Origin of the sequence: Lysinibacillus xylanilyticus, from assembly GCF_001708185.1 — a bacterium.
Classification (GTDB): domain Bacteria; phylum Bacillota; class Bacilli; order Bacillales_A; family Planococcaceae; genus Lysinibacillus; species Lysinibacillus xylanilyticus_A.
Map to the genome: position 1 here is coordinate 1 of NZ_MDDN01000022.1, position 18653 is coordinate 18653.

Annotated in this window: 20 protein-coding genes; 2 read left to right on the forward strand and 18 right to left on the reverse strand. The window is 38.4% G+C overall.

Annotated elements, in window-relative coordinates:
* Nucleotides 1-696 (forward strand): hypothetical protein (locus BFJ97_RS24920; protein ID WP_175401832.1); only part of this gene is annotated, 696 nt, incomplete at its 5' end.
* A gap of 62 nt (nt 697-758) precedes the next feature.
* Here BFJ97_RS24920 and BFJ97_RS21485 read toward each other — a convergent pair.
* The 15 genes from BFJ97_RS21485 to BFJ97_RS21560 form a co-directional block, all read right to left on the reverse strand.
* Nucleotides 759-2042, reverse strand: a complete 1284-nt coding sequence (locus BFJ97_RS21485) for a methyl-accepting chemotaxis protein (RefSeq protein ID WP_068986665.1) — start codon at nt 2040-2042, stop codon at nt 759-761.
* Nucleotides 2043-2050: 8 nt separating this feature from the next.
* The gene (locus BFJ97_RS21490; RefSeq protein WP_068986666.1) at nt 2051-2491 is read right to left on the reverse strand and encodes a low molecular weight protein arginine phosphatase; all 441 of its coding nucleotides are present in this window, start codon (nt 2489-2491) and stop codon (nt 2051-2053) included.
* A gap of 24 nt (nt 2492-2515) precedes the next feature.
* Entirely contained in the window at nt 2516-3013 is a 498-nt protein-coding gene (locus BFJ97_RS21495) for a manganese efflux pump MntP (protein ID WP_068986667.1), read from the reverse strand.
* A 350-nt stretch (nt 3014-3363) separates the two neighbouring features.
* Nucleotides 3364-4398 carry an L-threonylcarbamoyladenylate synthase gene (locus tag BFJ97_RS21500; RefSeq protein ID WP_068986668.1) on the reverse strand — a complete coding sequence of 345 codons (1035 nt, stop codon included), beginning with the start codon at nt 4396-4398 and terminating at the stop codon, nt 3364-3366.
* A 100-nt stretch (nt 4399-4498) separates the two neighbouring features.
* A complete protein-coding gene (locus BFJ97_RS21505) occupies nt 4499-5089 on the reverse strand; it encodes a stage II sporulation protein R (protein ID WP_068986669.1) in 591 nt (196 codons plus the stop codon).
* A 44-nt stretch (nt 5090-5133) separates the two neighbouring features.
* A complete protein-coding gene (gene prmC / locus BFJ97_RS21510) occupies nt 5134-5994 on the reverse strand; it encodes a peptide chain release factor N(5)-glutamine methyltransferase (protein ID WP_068986670.1) in 861 nt (286 codons plus the stop codon).
* Nucleotides 5981-7057: a peptide chain release factor 1 gene (gene prfA, locus BFJ97_RS21515; RefSeq protein ID WP_068986671.1), complete on the reverse strand. Its 1077-nt coding sequence runs from the start codon at nt 7055-7057 to the stop codon at nt 5981-5983. The genes prmC and prfA overlap by 14 nt, the downstream gene beginning before the upstream one ends.
* Nucleotides 7058-7237: 180 nt before the next feature.
* Nucleotides 7238-7810 (reverse strand): thymidine kinase, encoded by a 573-nt coding sequence (locus BFJ97_RS21520; protein ID WP_068986672.1) that lies wholly within the window; start codon nt 7808-7810, stop codon nt 7238-7240.
* Nucleotides 7811-7935: 125 nt separating this feature from the next.
* Complete coding sequence (rpmE, locus tag BFJ97_RS21525; protein WP_068986673.1) at nt 7936-8139, reverse strand: 50S ribosomal protein L31; 204 nt, start codon at nt 8137-8139, stop codon at nt 7936-7938.
* Between the two features lie 425 nt (nt 8140-8564).
* Entirely contained in the window at nt 8565-9848 is a 1284-nt protein-coding gene (rho, locus tag BFJ97_RS21530; protein ID WP_068986674.1) for a transcription termination factor Rho, read from the reverse strand.
* A gap of 228 nt (nt 9849-10076) precedes the next feature.
* Nucleotides 10077-11036 (reverse strand): class II fructose-bisphosphatase, encoded by a 960-nt coding sequence (gene glpX / locus BFJ97_RS21540; RefSeq protein ID WP_068986676.1) that lies wholly within the window; start codon nt 11034-11036, stop codon nt 10077-10079.
* 95 nt (nt 11037-11131) lie between these two features.
* Entirely contained in the window at nt 11132-12418 is a 1287-nt protein-coding gene (locus BFJ97_RS21545) for a UDP-N-acetylglucosamine 1-carboxyvinyltransferase (RefSeq protein ID WP_068986677.1), read from the reverse strand.
* Nucleotides 12419-12480: 62 nt separating this feature from the next.
* Nucleotides 12481-13131, reverse strand: coding sequence for a fructose-6-phosphate aldolase (fsa, locus tag BFJ97_RS21550; protein WP_068986678.1), 651 nt, complete (start codon nt 13129-13131; stop codon nt 12481-12483).
* Between the two features lie 246 nt (nt 13132-13377).
* The gene (locus BFJ97_RS21555) at nt 13378-14232 is read right to left on the reverse strand and encodes a class II fructose-bisphosphate aldolase (protein ID WP_068986679.1); all 855 of its coding nucleotides are present in this window, start codon (nt 14230-14232) and stop codon (nt 13378-13380) included.
* 393 nt (nt 14233-14625) lie between these two features.
* Nucleotides 14626-14982: a response regulator gene (locus BFJ97_RS21560; RefSeq protein ID WP_068986680.1), complete on the reverse strand. Its 357-nt coding sequence runs from the start codon at nt 14980-14982 to the stop codon at nt 14626-14628.
* A gap of 154 nt (nt 14983-15136) precedes the next feature.
* Between BFJ97_RS21560 and BFJ97_RS21565 the strand changes: the two genes are divergently transcribed.
* Nucleotides 15137-15667, forward strand: a complete 531-nt coding sequence (locus tag BFJ97_RS21565) for a DUF2529 family protein (protein WP_068986681.1) — start codon at nt 15137-15139, stop codon at nt 15665-15667.
* Between the two features lie 45 nt (nt 15668-15712).
* Here the strand turns inward: BFJ97_RS21565 and BFJ97_RS21570 are convergent, their stop codons facing one another.
* From BFJ97_RS21570 to BFJ97_RS24925, 3 genes are all read right to left on the reverse strand, one after another.
* On the reverse strand, nt 15713-17305 hold the full coding sequence (locus BFJ97_RS21570) for a CTP synthase (protein ID WP_068986682.1): 1593 nt from the start codon (nt 17303-17305) through the stop codon (nt 15713-15715).
* Nucleotides 17306-17779: 474 nt separating this feature from the next.
* On the reverse strand, nt 17780-18319 hold the full coding sequence (gene rpoE, locus BFJ97_RS21575) for a DNA-directed RNA polymerase subunit delta (RefSeq protein ID WP_068986683.1): 540 nt from the start codon (nt 18317-18319) through the stop codon (nt 17780-17782).
* 151 nt (nt 18320-18470) lie between these two features.
* Nucleotides 18471-18629, reverse strand: a complete 159-nt coding sequence (locus BFJ97_RS24925; RefSeq protein ID WP_175401833.1) for a hypothetical protein — start codon at nt 18627-18629, stop codon at nt 18471-18473.
* Between the last annotated feature and the right edge of the window lie 24 nt (nt 18630-18653).

Below are 18653 nucleotides of genomic sequence, written 5' to 3' on the forward strand. Positions count from 1 at the left end.
GCTTCGTCGGTTCTATCCGTTGTTTGGACTCTTCTTTCCGTCACTTCCTTGGCTATCCGTCGTTTGGACTCTTCTTTCCGTCACTTTGACTGTCCTATCCGTCGTTCGGACTCTTCTTTCCGTCGCTTCGTTGACTATCCGTCGTTTGGCTTCTTCTTTCCGTCACTTCGTCGGTTCTATCCGTCGTTCGGACTCTTCTTTCCGTCGATTCGTTGGCTATCCGTCGTTTGGACTCTTCTTTCCGTCGATTCCTTGGTTCTATCCGTCGTTCGGGCTCTTCTTTCCGTCGCTTCGTTGGCTATCCGTCGTTTGGACTCTTCTTTCCGTCACTTTGACTGTCCTATCCGTCGTTCGGACTCTTCTTTCCGTCACTTTGTCGGCTATCCGTCGCTCGGCTTCTTCTTTCCGTCGCTTCCTTGGTTCTATCCGTCGTTTGGACTCTTCTTTCCGTCACTTCCTTGGCTATCCGTCGCTCGGCTTCTTCTTTCCGTCACTTCCTTGGTTCTATCCGTCGTTTGGACTCTTCTTTCCGTCGCTTCGGCTCTTCTTTCCGTCGCTTTGACTGTTCTATCCGTCGCTCTGATTTCCATCCGTCGCTTTAACTATTCTTTTCGTCGCTCTCGCCTTTCTTCCGTCGCTTCCTTGACTCTATCCGTCGCCCTAGCTGTTCTATCCGTCGCTTTAGATTTAATATAAAATTAAAAAAACTGTAGCCAACTCAGTTAAGATCCGAGTTTGTCTACAGTTTAAAATGACAGCTATGCTTGTCTATCAAATTGTTGAATCATTTTATATAGCTCTGCTGATTGTTTTTTCAAGCTTTCTGCTAATTGCTCTACTTGCTCAATGGCATATGCCTGTTCTTCCGTTGCACTGCTGACCTCTTGTGCACCCGCTGACGTTTCTTGAGCAATAGCTGCAACTTCTTGAGATTGACGCGCAGTTGTTTCAATATTATGCATTTGTTGTTCAATCAGTGCAGAAATTTCTACAATTGCACTTGCCATTTCATGTACACTTGAAGACATGCCTTCTACCGCTGTCGTCGTTTCTGATACACGTGCAGCTTCCTTTGTCGCAAATGCCACTTGCTGATTCATTTGTTTTACAACAACCCCAACGTTTCCTTGCATGGATTGAATAAGAGACGTAATACCTTGCACCGCTTTAGCACTCTCATCAGCCAAGCTACGAACCTCTTCCGCTACTACAGCAAAGCCTTTTCCATGTTCTCCAGCACGTGCTGCCTCAATCGAAGCATTTAAGGCTAGTAAATTTGTTTGTGCTGCAATATCGCCAACTAAGCCAATGATGCGCTCTACCTGTCCAGCATTATCTTCTAATAAACGAATGCTCTCTAATGCTTCATTATTGCCGGCCGCAATTTGTTGAATACTATTCACTAACGTTTCGATTGCTTTAGTAGTTGTCGTTAAATTATGTAGGATCTCTTTGGATTGCGTTGCTGATGCATCAGCTCTACTATTCACTTCTGTAGCGAGAGCTCGTACATCTTCAATCGCTTCAACTGTGTCTTGCACTGCTGTAGCAGAAGCCTCTGCACCTGTAGAAATCTGTTTAACCGTAAAGGAGATACGCTCTGCCTTTTTTGTTGCAACAGCCGCTTCATCAGATAGGTGGATAATCGATTGATTTGTTTGTTGGAAGTTCTGGTCTATACTTTCCACCATTTGTCGTAAATTTAACACCATTTGCTGGAATGCTTCTGCAACAGAACGAATCTCATCATTTGTATTCGGCATTTCTACATCTTGTCCAATTTTCCCATCCGCCACACGGGAAGCAGAATTTTCAAGCTGCTGTAAAGGTTTAATTAAAATTACACAGAAAACCGCAGCCAAAATACCTGACCACGTAATCCCTAACAGGTACGTAATAATTTCAAACAGTTTACGATTGCTTTCTGGGAAGAAGGTAGGTTGTAAATATTCGATAAATATAAAACTGATACTGTATGTGATTAGTGCTAGAATACTGACAAATAATACTAGTTTAAGTCGTAAGCCAAACTGTTTTTTCATAGAGCTCCTCAATTCTCTTCAAGTTTTTTTACTAATCGTTCTACCAATTCTTTTAATTCTGCAAATGTTATTTCATAAATTTCTTTACTACCACCATAAGGATCTACAACATTTCCTGTGCTACCTTCGCTTGTATACTCTTTTAAAGTAAAAACTTTTTGTTCTGCATGAGGATAATTAGCGATGATTGTATCTTTATGGGCAGTTGTCATTGTTAAAATTAAATCAGCCCATTCCATTTCAGTTATAGATAATTGTGTTGCTAAATGCTGATGTGTCATATTTGCTTTATTTAATACTTGTTGCGCATGTGCAGACATCTTATCATTAGGAATGGCATAAATACCTGCTGACCGGACTTCAATATGCCCAATTTGTTGATGTTTTAAAATAACTTCTGCCATCGGACTGCGACAAGTATTCCCGGTACAAACAAATAGTATTTTCACACTTATCACCCTCCATTGTTTTCTCTATTGCAAGAAAGCTAAAAAACTCATAATGATTAAAATAATTCCTGTAATTCTTTGTAATTTATCCCCAAATAAGACCTGACTTCTACGTGCAATTACTAATGACCCATAAGAGCAAATAAGAGCACTCACACCTGCACTAATAATAAATAATGTTTTCTCCAAATTTAGCATACCAAAAGAAATACTTACTGAAAAGGTGTCTAGGCTTGCAGTCACAGCTAAAAGTATTGGTGAAATCGTTACTTTTTCCTCTTTCTGTGAGAATAATAGTATATGTAAGCCAATACAAAATAATAAAATACTTGAAATCCATTGCCCCCATTCTAATAGGAAACGAACTAAATAGCTTCCTATTTCGAAGCCTACTAACGGAAAAAGCATGTGCAGAGCAGCTGTCCACACTGATAAAAATAATCGATATCTAACATTTGGTATTAATACATATAAACCAATCACATCTACAGACGTTATAATACCTGCAAGAATTCCCTGCAAGAAAGCACTCCTTCACTCCCTAATATTTTATCATTTTATGCTCGAAAATGCAGTATTATCATAATCCTTTTTTCTTAGAAACAAGGTGTTAAAAGTCCCATCAACACTAGCAACCATCTTCCGTTATAGTAAAAATTCGCTCCGCTTTCCACCACTATGGCGTGAAAACAAGCGTCTAAGCAGATTTTTATCTTCATAACAAAAAAAGTATGCCAGAAGTAACTTTCTAGCATACTTTTTTTCATTTATTATGGCTCATCACCTAACGTGTGGTTGATTTCCGTTCCGACAGGGCGCAAATGTTATCCACAACTTTTGGTGATGGACCTTTATTATAGAAAGATTGCTTTTTACGGAGTATACCATTTACCACCAGCAGCTTTTTCAAGTCGATTCATAATTGCAGCCCCTACCCCGTCAGTCGATGTAGTGGTCGCTAAGATAATTGTAGCTGCTGTTTTATCACAGGCTCTTAATGCATGGTACAATGTCGCACCCATTTCTTCTTTACTACCAGCTTCTCCTATCGAAAAATAAAAATCAGCCTCGATGTTAACAAAACTAGCTGGTGCAAGTAGTGCTACTTTATGCCCTTGTGTTTGTAATTGATGGACAGCCTCGTTCACTTTCTGCAACTCGCATTCAATTAATCGTACGGGGGCGTTTGGAGCATAGTGTGTATATTTCATACCAGGGGCTTTTGGAGTAGCCTCTAGTTTTTGTTCTATTTTTGTCGGCTGAAGAACAGGACCAATCTTAGCCTCTAGCATTTCCTTAGTGATTCCACCTGGACGCAAAATAACTGGAGGTTCGTGTGTAACATCTAACACTGTGGATTCGAATCCAATTCCAGTAGAACCTCCATCTAAAATATAAGGTATGTACCCTTTCAAATCATCTTGAACATGGATTGCTTCTGTTGGACTTGGCTTTCCACTACGATTCGCACTCGGCGCAGCAAGTGGCTTCTTTAATTGTTGAAGTAATGCGAGTGCAACTGGATGATCTGGCATGCGGATGCCGACAGTCTTTAGCCCAGCTGTCACACTGTTTGCCAGTACATTTGGCTTTACAGGCATAACAAGTGTCAGTGGACCTGGCCAAAATAAATCCATGCATTTTTTGGCTACTTCAGAAATATGTTCTATATAGAGTTCAACTTCCTCTTTCGTGCCAATGTGGACAATTAATGGATTGTCTGAAGGACGACCTTTTGCTTCAAATATCTTTTTTACTGCTATGTCATTTGTAGCAACAGCTCCTAAGCCATAAACCGTTTCTGTAGGAAATGCCACAACCTCACCCGCATTTAAGATATCCACAGCCTGTGCATAATTTATCTGACTATTCACATTACTATCCACAATCTTGCAAACGGTTTCCATGATTAAAACCTTCCTTCAATTTTTGATTTTACTGAATTATCCACATAATGTTTATAACTTATCAAAAATTGTGTATAAGTTATCTGAATTTGTGCACAATTCATTCAAAAAAACCTTTAATCCATTCCCATATAAAGAATGTAACTTGTTCTTCCTCTTCTTCTGTTTGTTCTTCTTTATCAGGCTCACAAACTGATGGGAATATGCTACACCACCAGTTATCACCACGTGCATCGCCGATTTTCACAACAATAGAATGATACACATTTTGTGGATAAAGCGCAGCATTCTGTCTCTTTGGTGGAAATAAGTTATCCCCAAGTACAATCTGTGTATCAAGTTGTGGATATTTTTCTTTTATTTCTGCTTCGATTTCTTGTTTTAATGAAATAATTTGCTCGTTATCCACAATTCCTGCTTCAGCACTAGCTACAACTTGCTTAAAATACGGCTTTAAATCTTTGACAAGCTGCTCCTTTTCAAGCTGATCCTGTGTCGTATTACTATTGGCAATAACGCGGATACGAAAATCATTTTCTTGCTCATAATCCGTAGCTTCTTTCGCAAAACCTACTAATGATGGAATATATAAAATACATAATTGTAAAGCAATCGCAACTAATACTAGTCTTGCAAAAGCTAGAAAAATATTTTGTTTAGGTAATCTAATAATCTTGTATTCGTTTAACATAAAAATCCCTCCTTGCTCAACATTGTTGGCAAGAAGTAGATACTTTATACATGAATTTCACAAAAAATCATTCGTGGCTTACCATTAATATCTTTTTCTATCGAAACTGTAGCCTGTGGAAAACTATTTTTAAAGAATTGAGCCACCTGCTCCCCTTGTGTATAACCGATTTCAAGGCCAATGAGGGCTGGTTTATTCATAAGGGTTGGTAGCTGCTCAGCCAATTTTCTATATAAAATAAGTCCGTCTTCTTCTGCAAAAAGAGCACTATGTGGTTCATGCTCTAGCACAGTACTAGACATCTCTTTCGCTTCATCAAAAGCAATATAAGGCGGATTAGATAACACAATATCGAATTTTTCACCTACAAGAGGAGCCGTTAAATCGCCTAATCGGAAATCAATATCCACCGCTAATCTTTGGGCATTGTTTTGTGCTGTAGTTAAAGCAGCTTCAGATAAATCAGTGGCTACGACTGTTAGCTCTGGACATTCTAACTTCATAGAAATGGCAATTGCACCACTACCAGTTCCTATATCTGCAAGCTTCAATGCGCTATGATGAAACATTTTTTTCATGCGATTGATTGTTCCAAGCACTAATTCCTCTGTCTCAGGTCTAGGAATAAGCACTGACTCATCGACAATAAATGAACGACCATAAAATTCTTCACTGCCAACGCAATACTGTACAGGTCGTCCACTCGCATGCTCTTCGATTAATTCTTTAAATTGATCTTTTTGTTCAGCTGTTAATACGTCCGGTAAATGCAACATCACTTCTGAATAACTTGTGCCAAGTACATGCTGCATGACAATGCGGGCTGCTGTTTCCTCACAACCATGATCCACTAAAAAAGAAGAAGCCCATTGAAGGGCCTCCATTACATTATTATAGGTCATCATTTAATCGCTCTAACTTTGATGCTTGCTCTTCTAAAATGAGTGCATCAATGATTTCGTCAAGTCTACCTTCGACGATTTGGTCTAGCTTTTGAATCGTTAAACCAATACGGTGGTCTGTTACACGGTTTTGTGGATAATTGTATGTGCGAATACGCTCAGAGCGATCGCCTGAACCTACAGCTGATTTACGTGTGGCATCGATTTCTTTTTGTGCTTCTTGCATATATTTATCAGCAACACGAGCACGTAGAATTTTCATCGCCTTTTCACGGTTTTTAATTTGCGAACGTTCATCCTGCATCGATACAACAACACCTGTTGGTAAGTGGGTCATACGCACAGCTGACATCGTTGTATTTACCGATTGACCACCTGCACCAGAAGATGCAAATGTATCAACACGGATATCTTTTTCATGGATTTCAACATCTACTTCTTCCACTTCAGGTAAGCAGGCTACTGTCGATGTCGATGTATGAATACGCCCTTGAGATTCCGTTGCAGGTACACGTTGCACACGGTGTGCACCATTTTCAAACTTGAATTTAGAATATGCACCTTGACCATTAATCATAAAAATAACTTCTTTATAGCCGCCCATTGGGTTTGGCGTCGCTTCCATTATGTCAATTTTCCAGCCTTGTGTCTCCGCATAACGAGAGTACATACGGAACAAATCTCCAGCAAAAATATTCGCCTCGTCTCCACCAGCTGCACCACGAATCTCCATAATAACGTTTTTATTATCATTAGGATCTTTTGGAATTAATAGAATACGTAAACGTTCTTCTAACTCTTCTTGCTGATCTTTCAGCATATTGAATTCTTCTTTTACCATTTCGTGCATATCAGGATCTTTTTCACTATCTAGCATCTCACGTGTATCAACTAATTGTTCTTTTACACTTTTATATTCACGATAAGCATCTACAGTTTCCTGGATATCTGATTGTTCCTTGGAATATTCACGTAATTTTTTATTGTCATTCACAATATCAGGATCACTTAAAAGCTCCGTTAGTCTTTCGTAACGATCCTCCACTGCTTGTAATCGATCAAACATGGATTTCACCTCTATTTAGTTTTTTAAAACGTTTCCTCTTTTATGGTCGTAGCACCCTAACTTGAAAAGAGTAACTCTACATTAGAATCTCGCTCAGGCGTAATGGTTGTTTATGAACATTCTTTCTTTCCACTACTTAGTATAAGGAAAATTTCTTTTGTACGCTACTTTTTCTTAGCGTTATAGTGGCGGATGTGCGTGACACTTTCGACAAACTGGATAGTAGGAATCATTTCCTCCAATTTGAATTTGATCTCCTGTATAAACAGGTTTTCCACCTTCATCAACACGTAAATTCATTGTCGCTTTTTTATGACAGAACCAACAAATTGTTTTCATTTCCTCAATTTTATCTGCATATGTAAGCATGTACTGACTGCCTTCAAATAACTCATTTTGGAAATCGTTTTTTAGACCGAAGCCCATGACCGGAATATCTAACTCATCTACGATATATGCTAACTGCAAAACATGCTCTTTTTTTAGAAATTGTACTTCATCAACAAGTACACAATATGGTTTTACAGCATTGTTTTTTACTAGCTCAAAAATATTTGTATCATCATTAACAGGAATGGCTTGTTGACGTAAGCCTACTCGACTTGAGATAAAACCTACTTCATCTCGCGTATCTATGCCTGGTGTAAACATCATTACAGGTTTTTGTTGTTCTTCATAGTTATGCGCAACTTTTAGAATTTCTATGGATTTACCACTATTCATTGCGCCATGCTTAAAATATAGCTGTGCCATGTGTCTTCTCCCTTTCTTTTTGTCAATCTGGATTTTGAAAAGACTTGCATCAACGTGATCTTATTACTTTGATATACTGAAAAAAATACCTGCCAAGCACATGCTTGGCAGGTATTAAACTAACATTAGTTTTTAAGACCGTATTTTTTGTTGAAACGATCCACGCGACCATCATTAGACGCGAATTTTTGACGGCCAGTATAGAATGGGTGACATTCGTTGCAGAACTCGACAACGATGTTTTCTTTTACTGAACCAGTTTGGAAAGTGTTACCACAAGAGCAAGTTACTGTTGCTACTTTGTAGTCTGGATGAATTCCTTGTTTCATATTCGTTTTCTCCTCTCGCCCTGAACCATCTGGAACAGAGTAATATCGAACTGTACCTTACATAGCTCGAATATGTCAGCTACATATGTACACGTTGCATACTTTTGAAGTATAGCATAGTTATTTTGTTTATTTCAAGAGAAAATATTTATAATTCACTTTTAGTACTAGTTAACCGCGCACCTCACGATAGTCATGATGCTTTTTTATTCCTTTCTTTGAATAGATGTTGTGGGAGGACACGTACGCTACTTTCGGTGCATCTGGCTCTATATAACACCTACTATGCTGCACCTAGCACTTGTGGTAATCGAAATAAATGCCCTTGAATAGAGCCTGACTGCCATTTGTAGTACATATTTTGCAGAACTGTTAATGCAAAAAAATCACCACCGACTATGATCTAGTCAATGGTGATTCATGTTTTATAGAAGCCCTTTACCTTTAGTAGCTTTTTTCATATCTTCATTAAGCTTTTCAAAGAACTCTTCATTTGATTTTGTTGTACGTAATTTTTTCATGAAGCGCTCCGCAAAATCAGGTGCGTCCGAGAATGTTTTACGAATTGCCCATAGCTTTTCAAGTTGCTCAGGCGCAAGCAGAAGCTCTTCCTTACGTGTACCTGAACGACGGATATCAAGCGCAGGGAAAATACGACGCTCTGCTAATTGGCGATCAAGATGAAGCTCTAAATTACCTGTCCCTTTAAACTCCTCATAAATAACCTCATCCATACGAGATCCTGTATCCACTAAAGCTGTCGCTAAAATTGTTAAGCTACCGCCTTCTTCAATATTACGTGCAGATCCAAAGAATCGTTTTGGTCTATGGAATGCAGCAGGATCAATACCACCTGAAAGCGTACGACCGCTCGGTGGAATAACTAAGTTATAAGCGCGTGCTAAACGTGTAATGGAGTCCATTAAAATAATAACATCACGCTTATGCTCAACTAAACGGCGTGCACGTTCTAACACAATTTCTGCAACTTTCACATGATTTTCTGGGACCTCATCGAAAGTCGAGCTCACTACATCTGCATTCACAGAACGTTCAATATCAGTTACTTCCTCAGGGCGTTCGTCAATAAGTAAGACAATTAACTCTGCGTCAGGATAATTTGTTGTAATCGCATTCGCGATCTCTTTTAGTAACGAAGTTTTCCCTGCCTTTGGTGGTGCAACGATTAATCCACGTTGTCCAAAGCCTACAGGTGCTACTAAATCCATAATACGAGTCGATAAATTACGTTGAGTTGTTTCAAGCTTAATTTGTCGGTCAGGATATAAAGGCGTTAATGCAGGAAAATGCACACGTTCCTTTGCCACTTCTGGGTCTTCACCGTTAACAGCATCCACTTGTAGTAGTCCATAATAGCGTTCATTTTCTTTAGGTGGACGCACCTTACCAGATACCTTGTCCCCATTTCGTAGATCAAAGCGACGAATCTGAGAAGCAGAAATATAAATATCCTCTTTACTTGGAGAGTAGTTAATTGGTCGAAGGAAGCCGAAGCCCTCTTGCGAAACAATTTCTAGTACACCTTCCATAAAGAAATAGCCCTCTTGCTCTGAACGCGTTTTCAAAATAGCAAAGATTAATTCTTTTTTCGTTAGCTTGCTATAATATGAAATTTTATATTGGCGTGCAAGGGCGTAAAGCTCTTTTAACGTCATGTTTTCTAATTGAGCGATTGTCAATGCAGACATATGCACAACTCCAGTCTTTTTCAAAATATAATGCAATTTTTGGGATTATCATAGAAGTTTTTTTTACGAAAGGCTCAGTTCTAAAGTTGATTTTTGCACCTGTACACTTTCTCTTTTATCTCAAGTACACCAATCAAATTGCCAAACCTTATAAACTATGGGATGGTTTAAATTTAGAAGAAGGTACCTAGCGCAAAAGATGCACTAGGTATATTTTAGAAGAAAATTTTATTTATAGCTAGGTTTTTTATCAAGAGCGTGACGACCTTCTACAAAACGGACAGTTCCAGATTTAGCTCGCATAACAACAGAGTGTGTTAAAGCATAAGCCCCTTTATACTGAACGCCTTTTAATAACTCGCAATCTGTTACAGCTGTCGCTGCAAAAATAGCATCGTCACCTTTAACTAGGTCATCTAAATGAAGAACTTTTTCTACGTCTACACCCATTTTTCTGCAGCGTTCTAACTGTTCCTCATCTTCTGGCACTAGTTTCGCTTGGAAGTCTCCACCTAAACATTTTAATGCAACAGCTGAAATTACACCCTCTGGTGCACCACCTGTACCAAACATAATATCAATGCCGGTTTCATCAAAAGCTGTATTGATAGCGGCTCCAACATCGCCGTCTTGAATAAATTTAATGCGCGCCCCAGCTTCTCTGATTTCATCAACAATCGCTTGGTGGCGTGGTCGATCTAAAAGAGTAGCTACCACGTCTGAAATATCTTTATTTTTAGCTTTTGCTACCTGTAGTAAGTTATAAGTAACAGAAGCATTAATATCGACTTTACCAGCCGCTTCCGGTCCTACTGCAATTTTCTCCATGTACATATCAGGTGCATTTAACAGATTACCCTTATCTGCAATGGCAAGAACTGTCATTGCACCATTTGTACCCTTGGCCACAATATTTGTACCTTCTAATGGGTCAACTGCGATATCTACTTGAGGACCTCCATTACGCAAGCCCAGCTCTTCACCAATATAAAGCATTGGTGCTTCATCCATTTCACCTTCACCAATCACTACTGTAGCATGCATTGGAATTGTATCGAACATTGCGCGCATCGCTGTCGTTGCTGCATCATCTGCCTCAATTTTTAAACCGCGACCCATCCATTTCCCGGATGCGATTGCTGCTGCTTCTGTTACTCGGACTACTTCCATCGATAAACTACGTTCCATTGTTCTATTTGCCTCCCGTTATCGGCACACTTCTTCGCCGAAACATTCAAATTACCTCTATTGTAACATAGTTAGTTCAAAACTTTTAGCTCTCATTATTCCTTCGTCTCTGCTACGCGTGCCATTATTGTTTCACGTCGAATATTAGCGCCTAAATCACGTAATTTCTCAATAAGTGAGCTATAGCCGCGCTCAATATGATAGATATCATGAATTTCTGTTTCGCCTTCAGCTAAAAGGCCTGCTAATACTAATGCGGCACCAGCACGGAGATCTGTAGCTGTTACAGTTGAGCCTTGTAATTTACTAGGCCCTGTAATAATAGCTGTATTTCCTTCAACACGTGCATTGGCATTCATACGACGAAGTTCATCAATATGCTTAAATCGAGCTGTATAGATTGTATCTGTTACCTTTGAGGAACCAAATGCCTGGGACATTAAGACAGCAAGTGGCTGTTGAATATCCGTTGGGAACCCTGGATACACTAATGTTTTAACATCAACTGCATGCAATGTGGAGAGATCCGTTTTTGGCACAAAAATACTTTCTTCACCGATGTCAATCTTCACACCCATTTCACGAAGCTTTGCAATAATCGCCTCTAAATGCAATGGAATAACATTATCGATTGTAACGCCTTCACCTAAAGCTGCAGCCATAATCATAAACGTAGCAGCTTCAATGCGATCTGGAATAATTGTATGCTCTGTACCATGAAGCTCCTCAACACCTTCAATACGAATAACACTCGTACCTGCGCCTTTAATATTAGCACCCATGTTAGTGAGAAGAGTTGCCACATCAATAATTTCTGGTTCTTTCGCTGCATTTTCAATAACTGTTCGTCCCTTTGCAAGGACAGCAGCTAGCATAATATTAATGGTTGCTCCAACACTGGCAACGTCTAAAAATATTTTAGCACCAATTAATTCATCCGCACGTAAATAAATTGCGCCATGCTCATTCGTGATTTTTGCACCTAATGCCTCAAAGCCTTTTATATGTTGATCAATGGGACGCGGACCTAAGAAGCAGCCTCCAGGTAAACCAATTACTGCTTTTTTAAAGCGACCAAGCATAGCGCCCATTAAGTAATAAGAGGCACGAAGCTTTTTCACGTTGCCGTTTGGTAATGGCAACGCAATCATGTCCGTTGGATCAATTGTCATTGTGCCATCCTCAAATGAAACTTCCCCACCGATTTCCTCTAATAAAGCCTTTAATGTCCAAGCATCAGAAATTTCTGGTAACCCTCCAATTGTCACTGGAGAGTTCGCCAAAATTGATGCAGGAATTAAGGCGACTGCACTATTTTTTGCACCACTAACTTTAATTGTACCTTGTAGACGATTTTCGCCTGTAATTTTATAAACATCCATTTTGCGTTCTCCCTCATGATTGGAAAGTAATTTTTTTGCTAATGGCTCACTATATAATCTTATTATTCGCCTTTTCTCTTATTCCAATCCGCTAAAAATCCTTCAATTCCTTTTTCCGTTAATGGATGGTTGAAAAGTTGCTTTAATACTTTAAAAGGAGTAGTTGAAATATGTGCACCCGCAAGTGCTGCTGCTGTTACATGCTGTGGATGGCGAATAGAAGCAGCGATAATTTGCGTGTCGATATTATGGATTGTGAAAATATCTGCAATTGTTTCGATTAGCTCTACACCATTTTGCCCCATATCATCTAAACGACCGATAAATGGTGATACATATGTTGCACCTGCACGAGCAGCCATTAATGCTTGGTTTGCACTAAAAATTAATGTTACGTTTGTTTTAATACCTTTGTCTGCAAAGAAACGACACGCCTCTAAGCCAGCTGGAGTCATTGGTAATTTAACTGTAATATTCGGAGCAATAGCAGCCAATTCTAAGCCTTCTTTAATCATGCCTTCTGCATCAAGTGCAATTACTTCCCCACTTACTGAGCCGTCTACAAGCTCTGAAATTTCACGAAGTCGATCATGGAAAGAAACATTCTCTTCTTTGGCAACTAATGATGGGTTTGTTGTAACTCCTGATAAAATACCCCATGCGTGTGCTTCTTTAATCTCTTCAAAGTTTGCTGTATCAATGAAAAATTTCATTATATTCCCTCCTGATCACTGTTTTGTCCATCACTATAAAGTGGGTTGATTCCCGTTCCAATTTATTTACATGGAATACGTTGTAAATAATGTCATCCTCCAACCCCAACATTTAATGATGAGCCTTATAATTGAATATTTGCCTAATTTTTTTATTTCAAAAACAAGAGAAGGTCGATAACGGCATCAACGCTTCTCTTATTATGTGTATTCATCTATGCTTTTTTAACTTATTAAATGCAAAAATTATGCTTTTTGTGCACTGCCAAATTCGCGAATTTTCCCAATTACTGTTGCTTTAATCGCTTCACGTGCTGGTGCAAGGAATTTACGTGGATCATAAACAACTTTATCATTATCAAGAATTTCACGGATTACTTTTGTTGCAGCAATTTGATTTTCAGTATTAACGTTAATTTTTGCTGTACCTAATGAAATTGAGCGTTGAATATCTTTTGTTGGGATACCAGTACCGCCATGTAATACTAATGGAAGGTCTGCTAATTTTGAGATTTCTTCCATTTCTTTAAAGCCTAAGTTTGGTTCTCCTTTGTAAGGACCGTGTACAGAGCCAAGTGCTGGTGCTAAGCAATCGATAGCTGTTAACTCAACCATTTTACGGCATTCTTCTGGATCAGCGTACATAATACCACCGATTACGCCATCCTCGTCACCACCAACTGTGCCAAGCTCAGCTTCCACAGAAACACCTTTAGAATGAGCGTATTCAACCACTTTTGATGTAGTTGCAATGTTTTCTTCGAATGGATGATGAGATGCATCAATCATAACTGAAGTGAAACCTGCATCAATAGCTTCTTTACATTTTTCAAAGCTTGAACCATGATCAAGATGAATAGCCACTGGTACTGTAGTGCCATAAGATTCCATTAAACCTTTGACCATGTGTACAACAGAAATAAATCCGCCCATATATTTACCGGCACCTTCAGAAACACCTAGAATCACTGGAGATTTTTCTTCTTCAGCTGCTTGTAAAATTGCCTGAGTCCATTCAAGGTTGTTGATGTTGAACTGACCCACCGCATAACCTTCTGCCTTTGCTTTAATTAACATCTCTTTCATAGATACTAATGCCATACTAAAAATCCTCCTCATAGGACTATTCTTTCTACATAAATATGCTATTTAATCATAGCAAAAATAAAAGCCCCTGAAAAGCAGGGGCTTTTATTTTCTACACGAAAGCGAAGTGCAACGCAGCGGCAGTGTCAACCGTAGTGCAGTGCAACGAAACGGAGGTTACGCGAAAGCGAAGCGACAGCGTTTTATTTTCTGCACGAAAGCTAACGGCAATGTTTATCTTTTTTAATATATTTGGCTCTTCATTAAAAGTTGGGGATGACATCTGTTAAAACTTATGCCACATATATATGGTATTTAGAAACAAAGTGAAGATGAAACGGTAAAAAAAATTCTACTAAACGTATAACAACCATGAAAAACAGGCGGTGTTGACCACTGCCTGTTCATCTAAACTTGTAATGTTTTATTAACCTCATCACGCACTTCAAAAATATCAAAAGGCTTAGTAAAATATCGAATTGCTCCTAAATCTAATGCTTCCTGCACAACATCTAGTTCACCATATGCAGTCATCATAAATACCGGGAGTTGTGGCCACTTCTCTTTTAAGCGCTTTAAAATTTCAATGCCATCCATCCCTGGTATTTTCATGTCTAATAGAACACAATCCATACCCTCTTCTGCATATCGCAGTGCTTCAATACCATTTGCAGCTAAATATGTAATATAACCTTCTTTTTTCACAACTTCATTTAAAAGCAAACGAATTCCAGGTTGATCATCGACAATTAGTACTCGTTTCACATTTCATTCCGCCCTTTTTAGTTATTATTCTTGCAAAAAACTTCCTATATTATGTATTATTCTCCTTCAATTTCTTAATACCTTCTAGTATTATAAATTAACTACTTTTGCTTTATGTTCTTCCCAAACATATAATATTGATTGAGGTGGGACCATGTCAAAAATACTAACAACACAACTAAGTGGGTTATTTCAAAGAATAACACAAAATGAAGAGGACGCTATTGAAGAAACGGCAAGATTACTTGCTCAAGCAGGTATAGGCGAAGGAAATGTCTATTTCGCATGCTTTGGTGAGATGCAAGTTGTCGAGTTAAATGCATGTCAAGCAGTTGAACGTTTTACCAAGCTAGTGCCATGGACAAAGGATACAATAATAACAGAAGCTGATCGTGTATGCATTTTTACACGGAGTGCACATGATGAAGAGGCATTAGCTTTAGCACAACAACTCAATAACAATTTTATTCCATTTGCAGCAGTTGCTAGCGAAGTAGCAGATTCTGAAAATCCACTAGCAGATTTTGCGTATACGTATATTTCTACACGCATACGAGGTGGTTTATTACCGAACGATTTAGGAGAGCGCATAGTTGTGCCACATGCTATTGCTGCACTTTTTGTTTATGAAGCCGTAAAAATCGCTTATGATGAAATGCTTGGTCTTGATGACGAAGAGTTATAAAGGATCTAAAAAAGAGTTGTCTCAGCGCGAGACAACTCTTTTTTATTATTTAAATGTTGCTCCGATAAAATCACGGAACAATGGTTGTGAACGATTTGGACGTGATACTAACTCTGGATGGAATTGGCATGCTACGAAGAAATTCTTTTCTGGTAACTCAATAATTTCCACTAATTTACCATCAGGGCTTGTACCTGAGAAGACAAGACCTGCAGCTTCCATTGCTTCACGATATTCATTGTTAAATTCATAACGATGGCGGTGGCGTTCATAAACAAGCTCTTTACCGTATGCTTGACTTGCCTTTGAGCCATCCTTTAACTTACATGGATATAAACCTAAACGTAATGTACCACCAATGTCTACACTGTCGTTTTGATCTGGTAAGAAGTCAATAATAGGATATTCTGTATTTGCATCAAGCTCTGTAGAATGTGCACCTTTTAAGCCAAGTACATTGCGAGCAAATTCTATTGTCGCAAGTTGCATACCTAGGCAAATACCTAAGAATGGTACATCATTTTCACGAGCATATTGTGTCGCTAAAATTTTACCTTCAACTCCACGATCACCAAAGCCACCTGGTACTAAAATTGCGTCAGCACCTTTTAATAATGAAGCTACATTGTCAGCATCTACATGTTCAGCATTAATCCAGTCAATTTCAATATCAGAATTAAATGCATAGCCTGCATGTTTTAACGCCTCTACAACAGAAATGTAAGCATCTTGTAGTTCTACATATTTACCAACTAATGCTACTTTTCGTTTATTTGGTAAGCTCTTCACTTTCGCTACAAGCTCACGCCATTCTTCCATATCCGCCTCTGGAGCTTCAATGCCAAAATGGTCAAGAACAATATCATCGATATCTTGTGCATGAAGATTTAATGGTACTTCATATAAATGTTCTGCATCGCGAGATTCAATAATTTCATGTGGTTGAACATCACAGAATAAAGCTAATTTTTCTTTCATTTCTTGAGGCACTTCTTGCTCTGTACGCACAACGATAATATTTGGTTGAATACCTAAAGAACGTAATTCTTTTACAGAATGCTGAGTTGGCTTTGTTTTTAGCTCGCCCGCAGCTTTAATATAAGGAATAAGCGTACAATGAACATACATCACATTGTTATGGCCTAAATTTGTTTTCATTTGGCGAATTGCTTCAAGGAATGGTAGTGACTCAATATCTCCTACTGTCCCGCCTACTTCTGTAATGACAACGTCTGCATTTGTTTCGCGACCAGCTCGTTGAATACGATCTTTGATTTCATTAGTAATGTGAGGAATTACTTGTACTGTTCCACCGTTGTAATCACCACGGCGTTCTTTTTGTAATACAGACTGATAAACACGACCTGATGTTACAGTAGAATGTTTTCCTAGGTTAATATCAATGAAACGTTCGTAGTGACCTAAGTCTAAGTCAGCTTCTGCGCCGTCATCTGTTACGAAAACCTCACCATGTTGATAAGGGCTCATTGTACCTGGGTCAATATTGATATATGGGTCAAATTTTTGAATCGTTACTTCTAATCCGCGATTTTTTAATAAACGACCTAGAGATGCTGCTACAATCCCTTTTCCAAGTGATGACACAACCCCACCTGTTACAAAAATATACTTCGTCATGAAAAAATTCCTCCTTATGTTGTTCTAGAAATTGTTAGTAAGAAAAGTGCATTCACGTCCTACGCTAACCGTACAACGATGCAAATGTCTCGATAGGCTAAAAATTTCTTATCCCTAAAATAAGAAAAGCCGAGAATGCCTACAAAATGTAGTCGATTCGAAGCTGTAATCGTTTCTATCTCTTTTCTACTTAGAAGCTTCAATATTTATTCAGTCACCAATTACTATACATCATGAATGATTTGGAACATTTATATTCATTTCTGTAGCAATAAGCTTGGGAGAGTCAACTGAATAAAGTTGAAAAAACAAAAAAAACGCCCCTCCTGCATAGGTTTGCAGGGGGAGCGTATTACATACACGGTCTTTCTCCTTTAATTAAGGAGCCCAAGTAAAAGATTAAACGGAACCGCGATAGAAGTCAAGATTTTTTAATTCAAGTATAAAAGAAAGAAAATTCAAAGAGTCATTATCTTAGACTTCTTCCTCTTCGTCTTCAAATTCCTCATCATCTTCATCGGCGAAGTCTTCGTCGATATCCTCATCGATGTCTTCTAAATCTTCTTCATCTTCAAAATCAATATCTTCTTTATCATCATCTTCATCTAGATCATCTTCTTCAACGAATTCTTCATAGTCTTCATCAAAGTCAATTTCTTCTTCTTCTAAATCTTCATCTAAATCTTCTTCATCCTCAAGGGCAGCTTTAGATTTTTTCTTATGCGTTTTAACAGAAGGAGCTGTTTCTTCTTCAATCTGTTCAACTTTATACCATTCACGTAAGCCCCAGCCAGTTTCCTGATTGAATAAGAAGCGACCTTCTACATTTAAATCTGTGTAAAATTGTAGTAGGCGAGCTTTCATTTCTTCATCACTATAGCCTGTAAGCTCTTGAAGTATTGTTAATAAGTCATTAAAAGACACTGAGGCACGTTTTTCATTTAAAATTGCATAAGCTAAGTTAATTAACGATTCTTCCGTTAATTGTTCCTTTGTCATTTCACGAAAATTCATTCGTGCACTTCCTTTCCCTCATCACAATGGACGTTTTAAAATTTATATTGCTTTATTTTCGGAGCGCAGCAAAAAAGGCCGCACAAAAGTAACTTTCCATATCATAAGCATAATACCCATTATATACAAAGTTTTATCCTCATTGCTAGCTTCAATTACTGTTTTTTATATCACACATTTTTTTTATCCCAAAGTAAAACAAATAGACAGATAATAATAATATCGGAACAGCGCCAATTTGCTTATCATAAAGGAAAAAAACTCCTAACACTAAAGCTAAAATAACGATGTAGTGAATAACTGATTTCATCCTCTACCGCGCCTCCCCTTTTTT

Bases quoted from the DNA above. Each gene is read 5' to 3' on its own strand.
- rpoE (WP_068986683.1), bottom strand. From the start codon at position 18,319: ATGAATTTTCGTGAAATGACAAAGGAACAATTAACGGAAGAATCGTTA.
- BFJ97_RS21545 (WP_068986677.1), bottom strand. From the start codon at position 12,418: ATGGATGTTTATAAAATTACAGGCGAAAATCGTCTACAAGGTACAATT.
- rho (WP_068986674.1), bottom strand. From the start codon at position 9,848: ATGTCTGCATTGACAATCGCTCAATTAGAAAACATGACGTTAAAAGAG.
- BFJ97_RS21570 (WP_068986682.1), bottom strand. From the start codon at position 17,305: ATGACGAAGTATATTTTTGTAACAGGTGGGGTTGTGTCATCACTTGGA.
- BFJ97_RS21555 (WP_068986679.1), bottom strand. From the start codon at position 14,232: ATGGCATTAGTATCTATGAAAGAGATGTTAATTAAAGCAAAGGCAGAA.
- BFJ97_RS24925 (WP_175401833.1), bottom strand. From the start codon at position 18,629: ATGAAATCAGTTATTCACTACATCGTTATTTTAGCTTTAGTGTTAGGA.
- prfA (WP_068986671.1), bottom strand. From the start codon at position 7,057: ATGTTTGATCGATTACAAGCAGTGGAGGATCGTTACGAAAGACTAACG.
- BFJ97_RS21500 (WP_068986668.1), bottom strand. From the start codon at position 4,398: ATGGAAACCGTTTGCAAGATTGTGGATAGTAATGTGAATAGTCAGATA.
- BFJ97_RS21520 (WP_068986672.1), bottom strand. From the start codon at position 7,810: ATGGCACAGCTATATTTTAAGCATGGCGCAATGAATAGTGGTAAATCC.
- BFJ97_RS21565 (WP_068986681.1), top strand. From the start codon at position 15,137: ATGTCAAAAATACTAACAACACAACTAAGTGGGTTATTTCAAAGAATA.
- rpmE (WP_068986673.1), bottom strand. From the start codon at position 8,139: ATGAAACAAGGAATTCATCCAGACTACAAAGTAGCAACAGTAACTTGC.
- BFJ97_RS21485 (WP_068986665.1), bottom strand. From the start codon at position 2,042: ATGAAAAAACAGTTTGGCTTACGACTTAAACTAGTATTATTTGTCAGT.
- fsa (WP_068986678.1), bottom strand. From the start codon at position 13,131: ATGAAATTTTTCATTGATACAGCAAACTTTGAAGAGATTAAAGAAGCA.
- glpX (WP_068986676.1), bottom strand. From the start codon at position 11,036: ATGGAACGTAGTTTATCGATGGAAGTAGTCCGAGTAACAGAAGCAGCA.
- prmC (WP_068986670.1), bottom strand. From the start codon at position 5,994: ATGATGACCTATAATAATGTAATGGAGGCCCTTCAATGGGCTTCTTCT.
- BFJ97_RS21505 (WP_068986669.1), bottom strand. From the start codon at position 5,089: ATGTTAAACGAATACAAGATTATTAGATTACCTAAACAAAATATTTTT.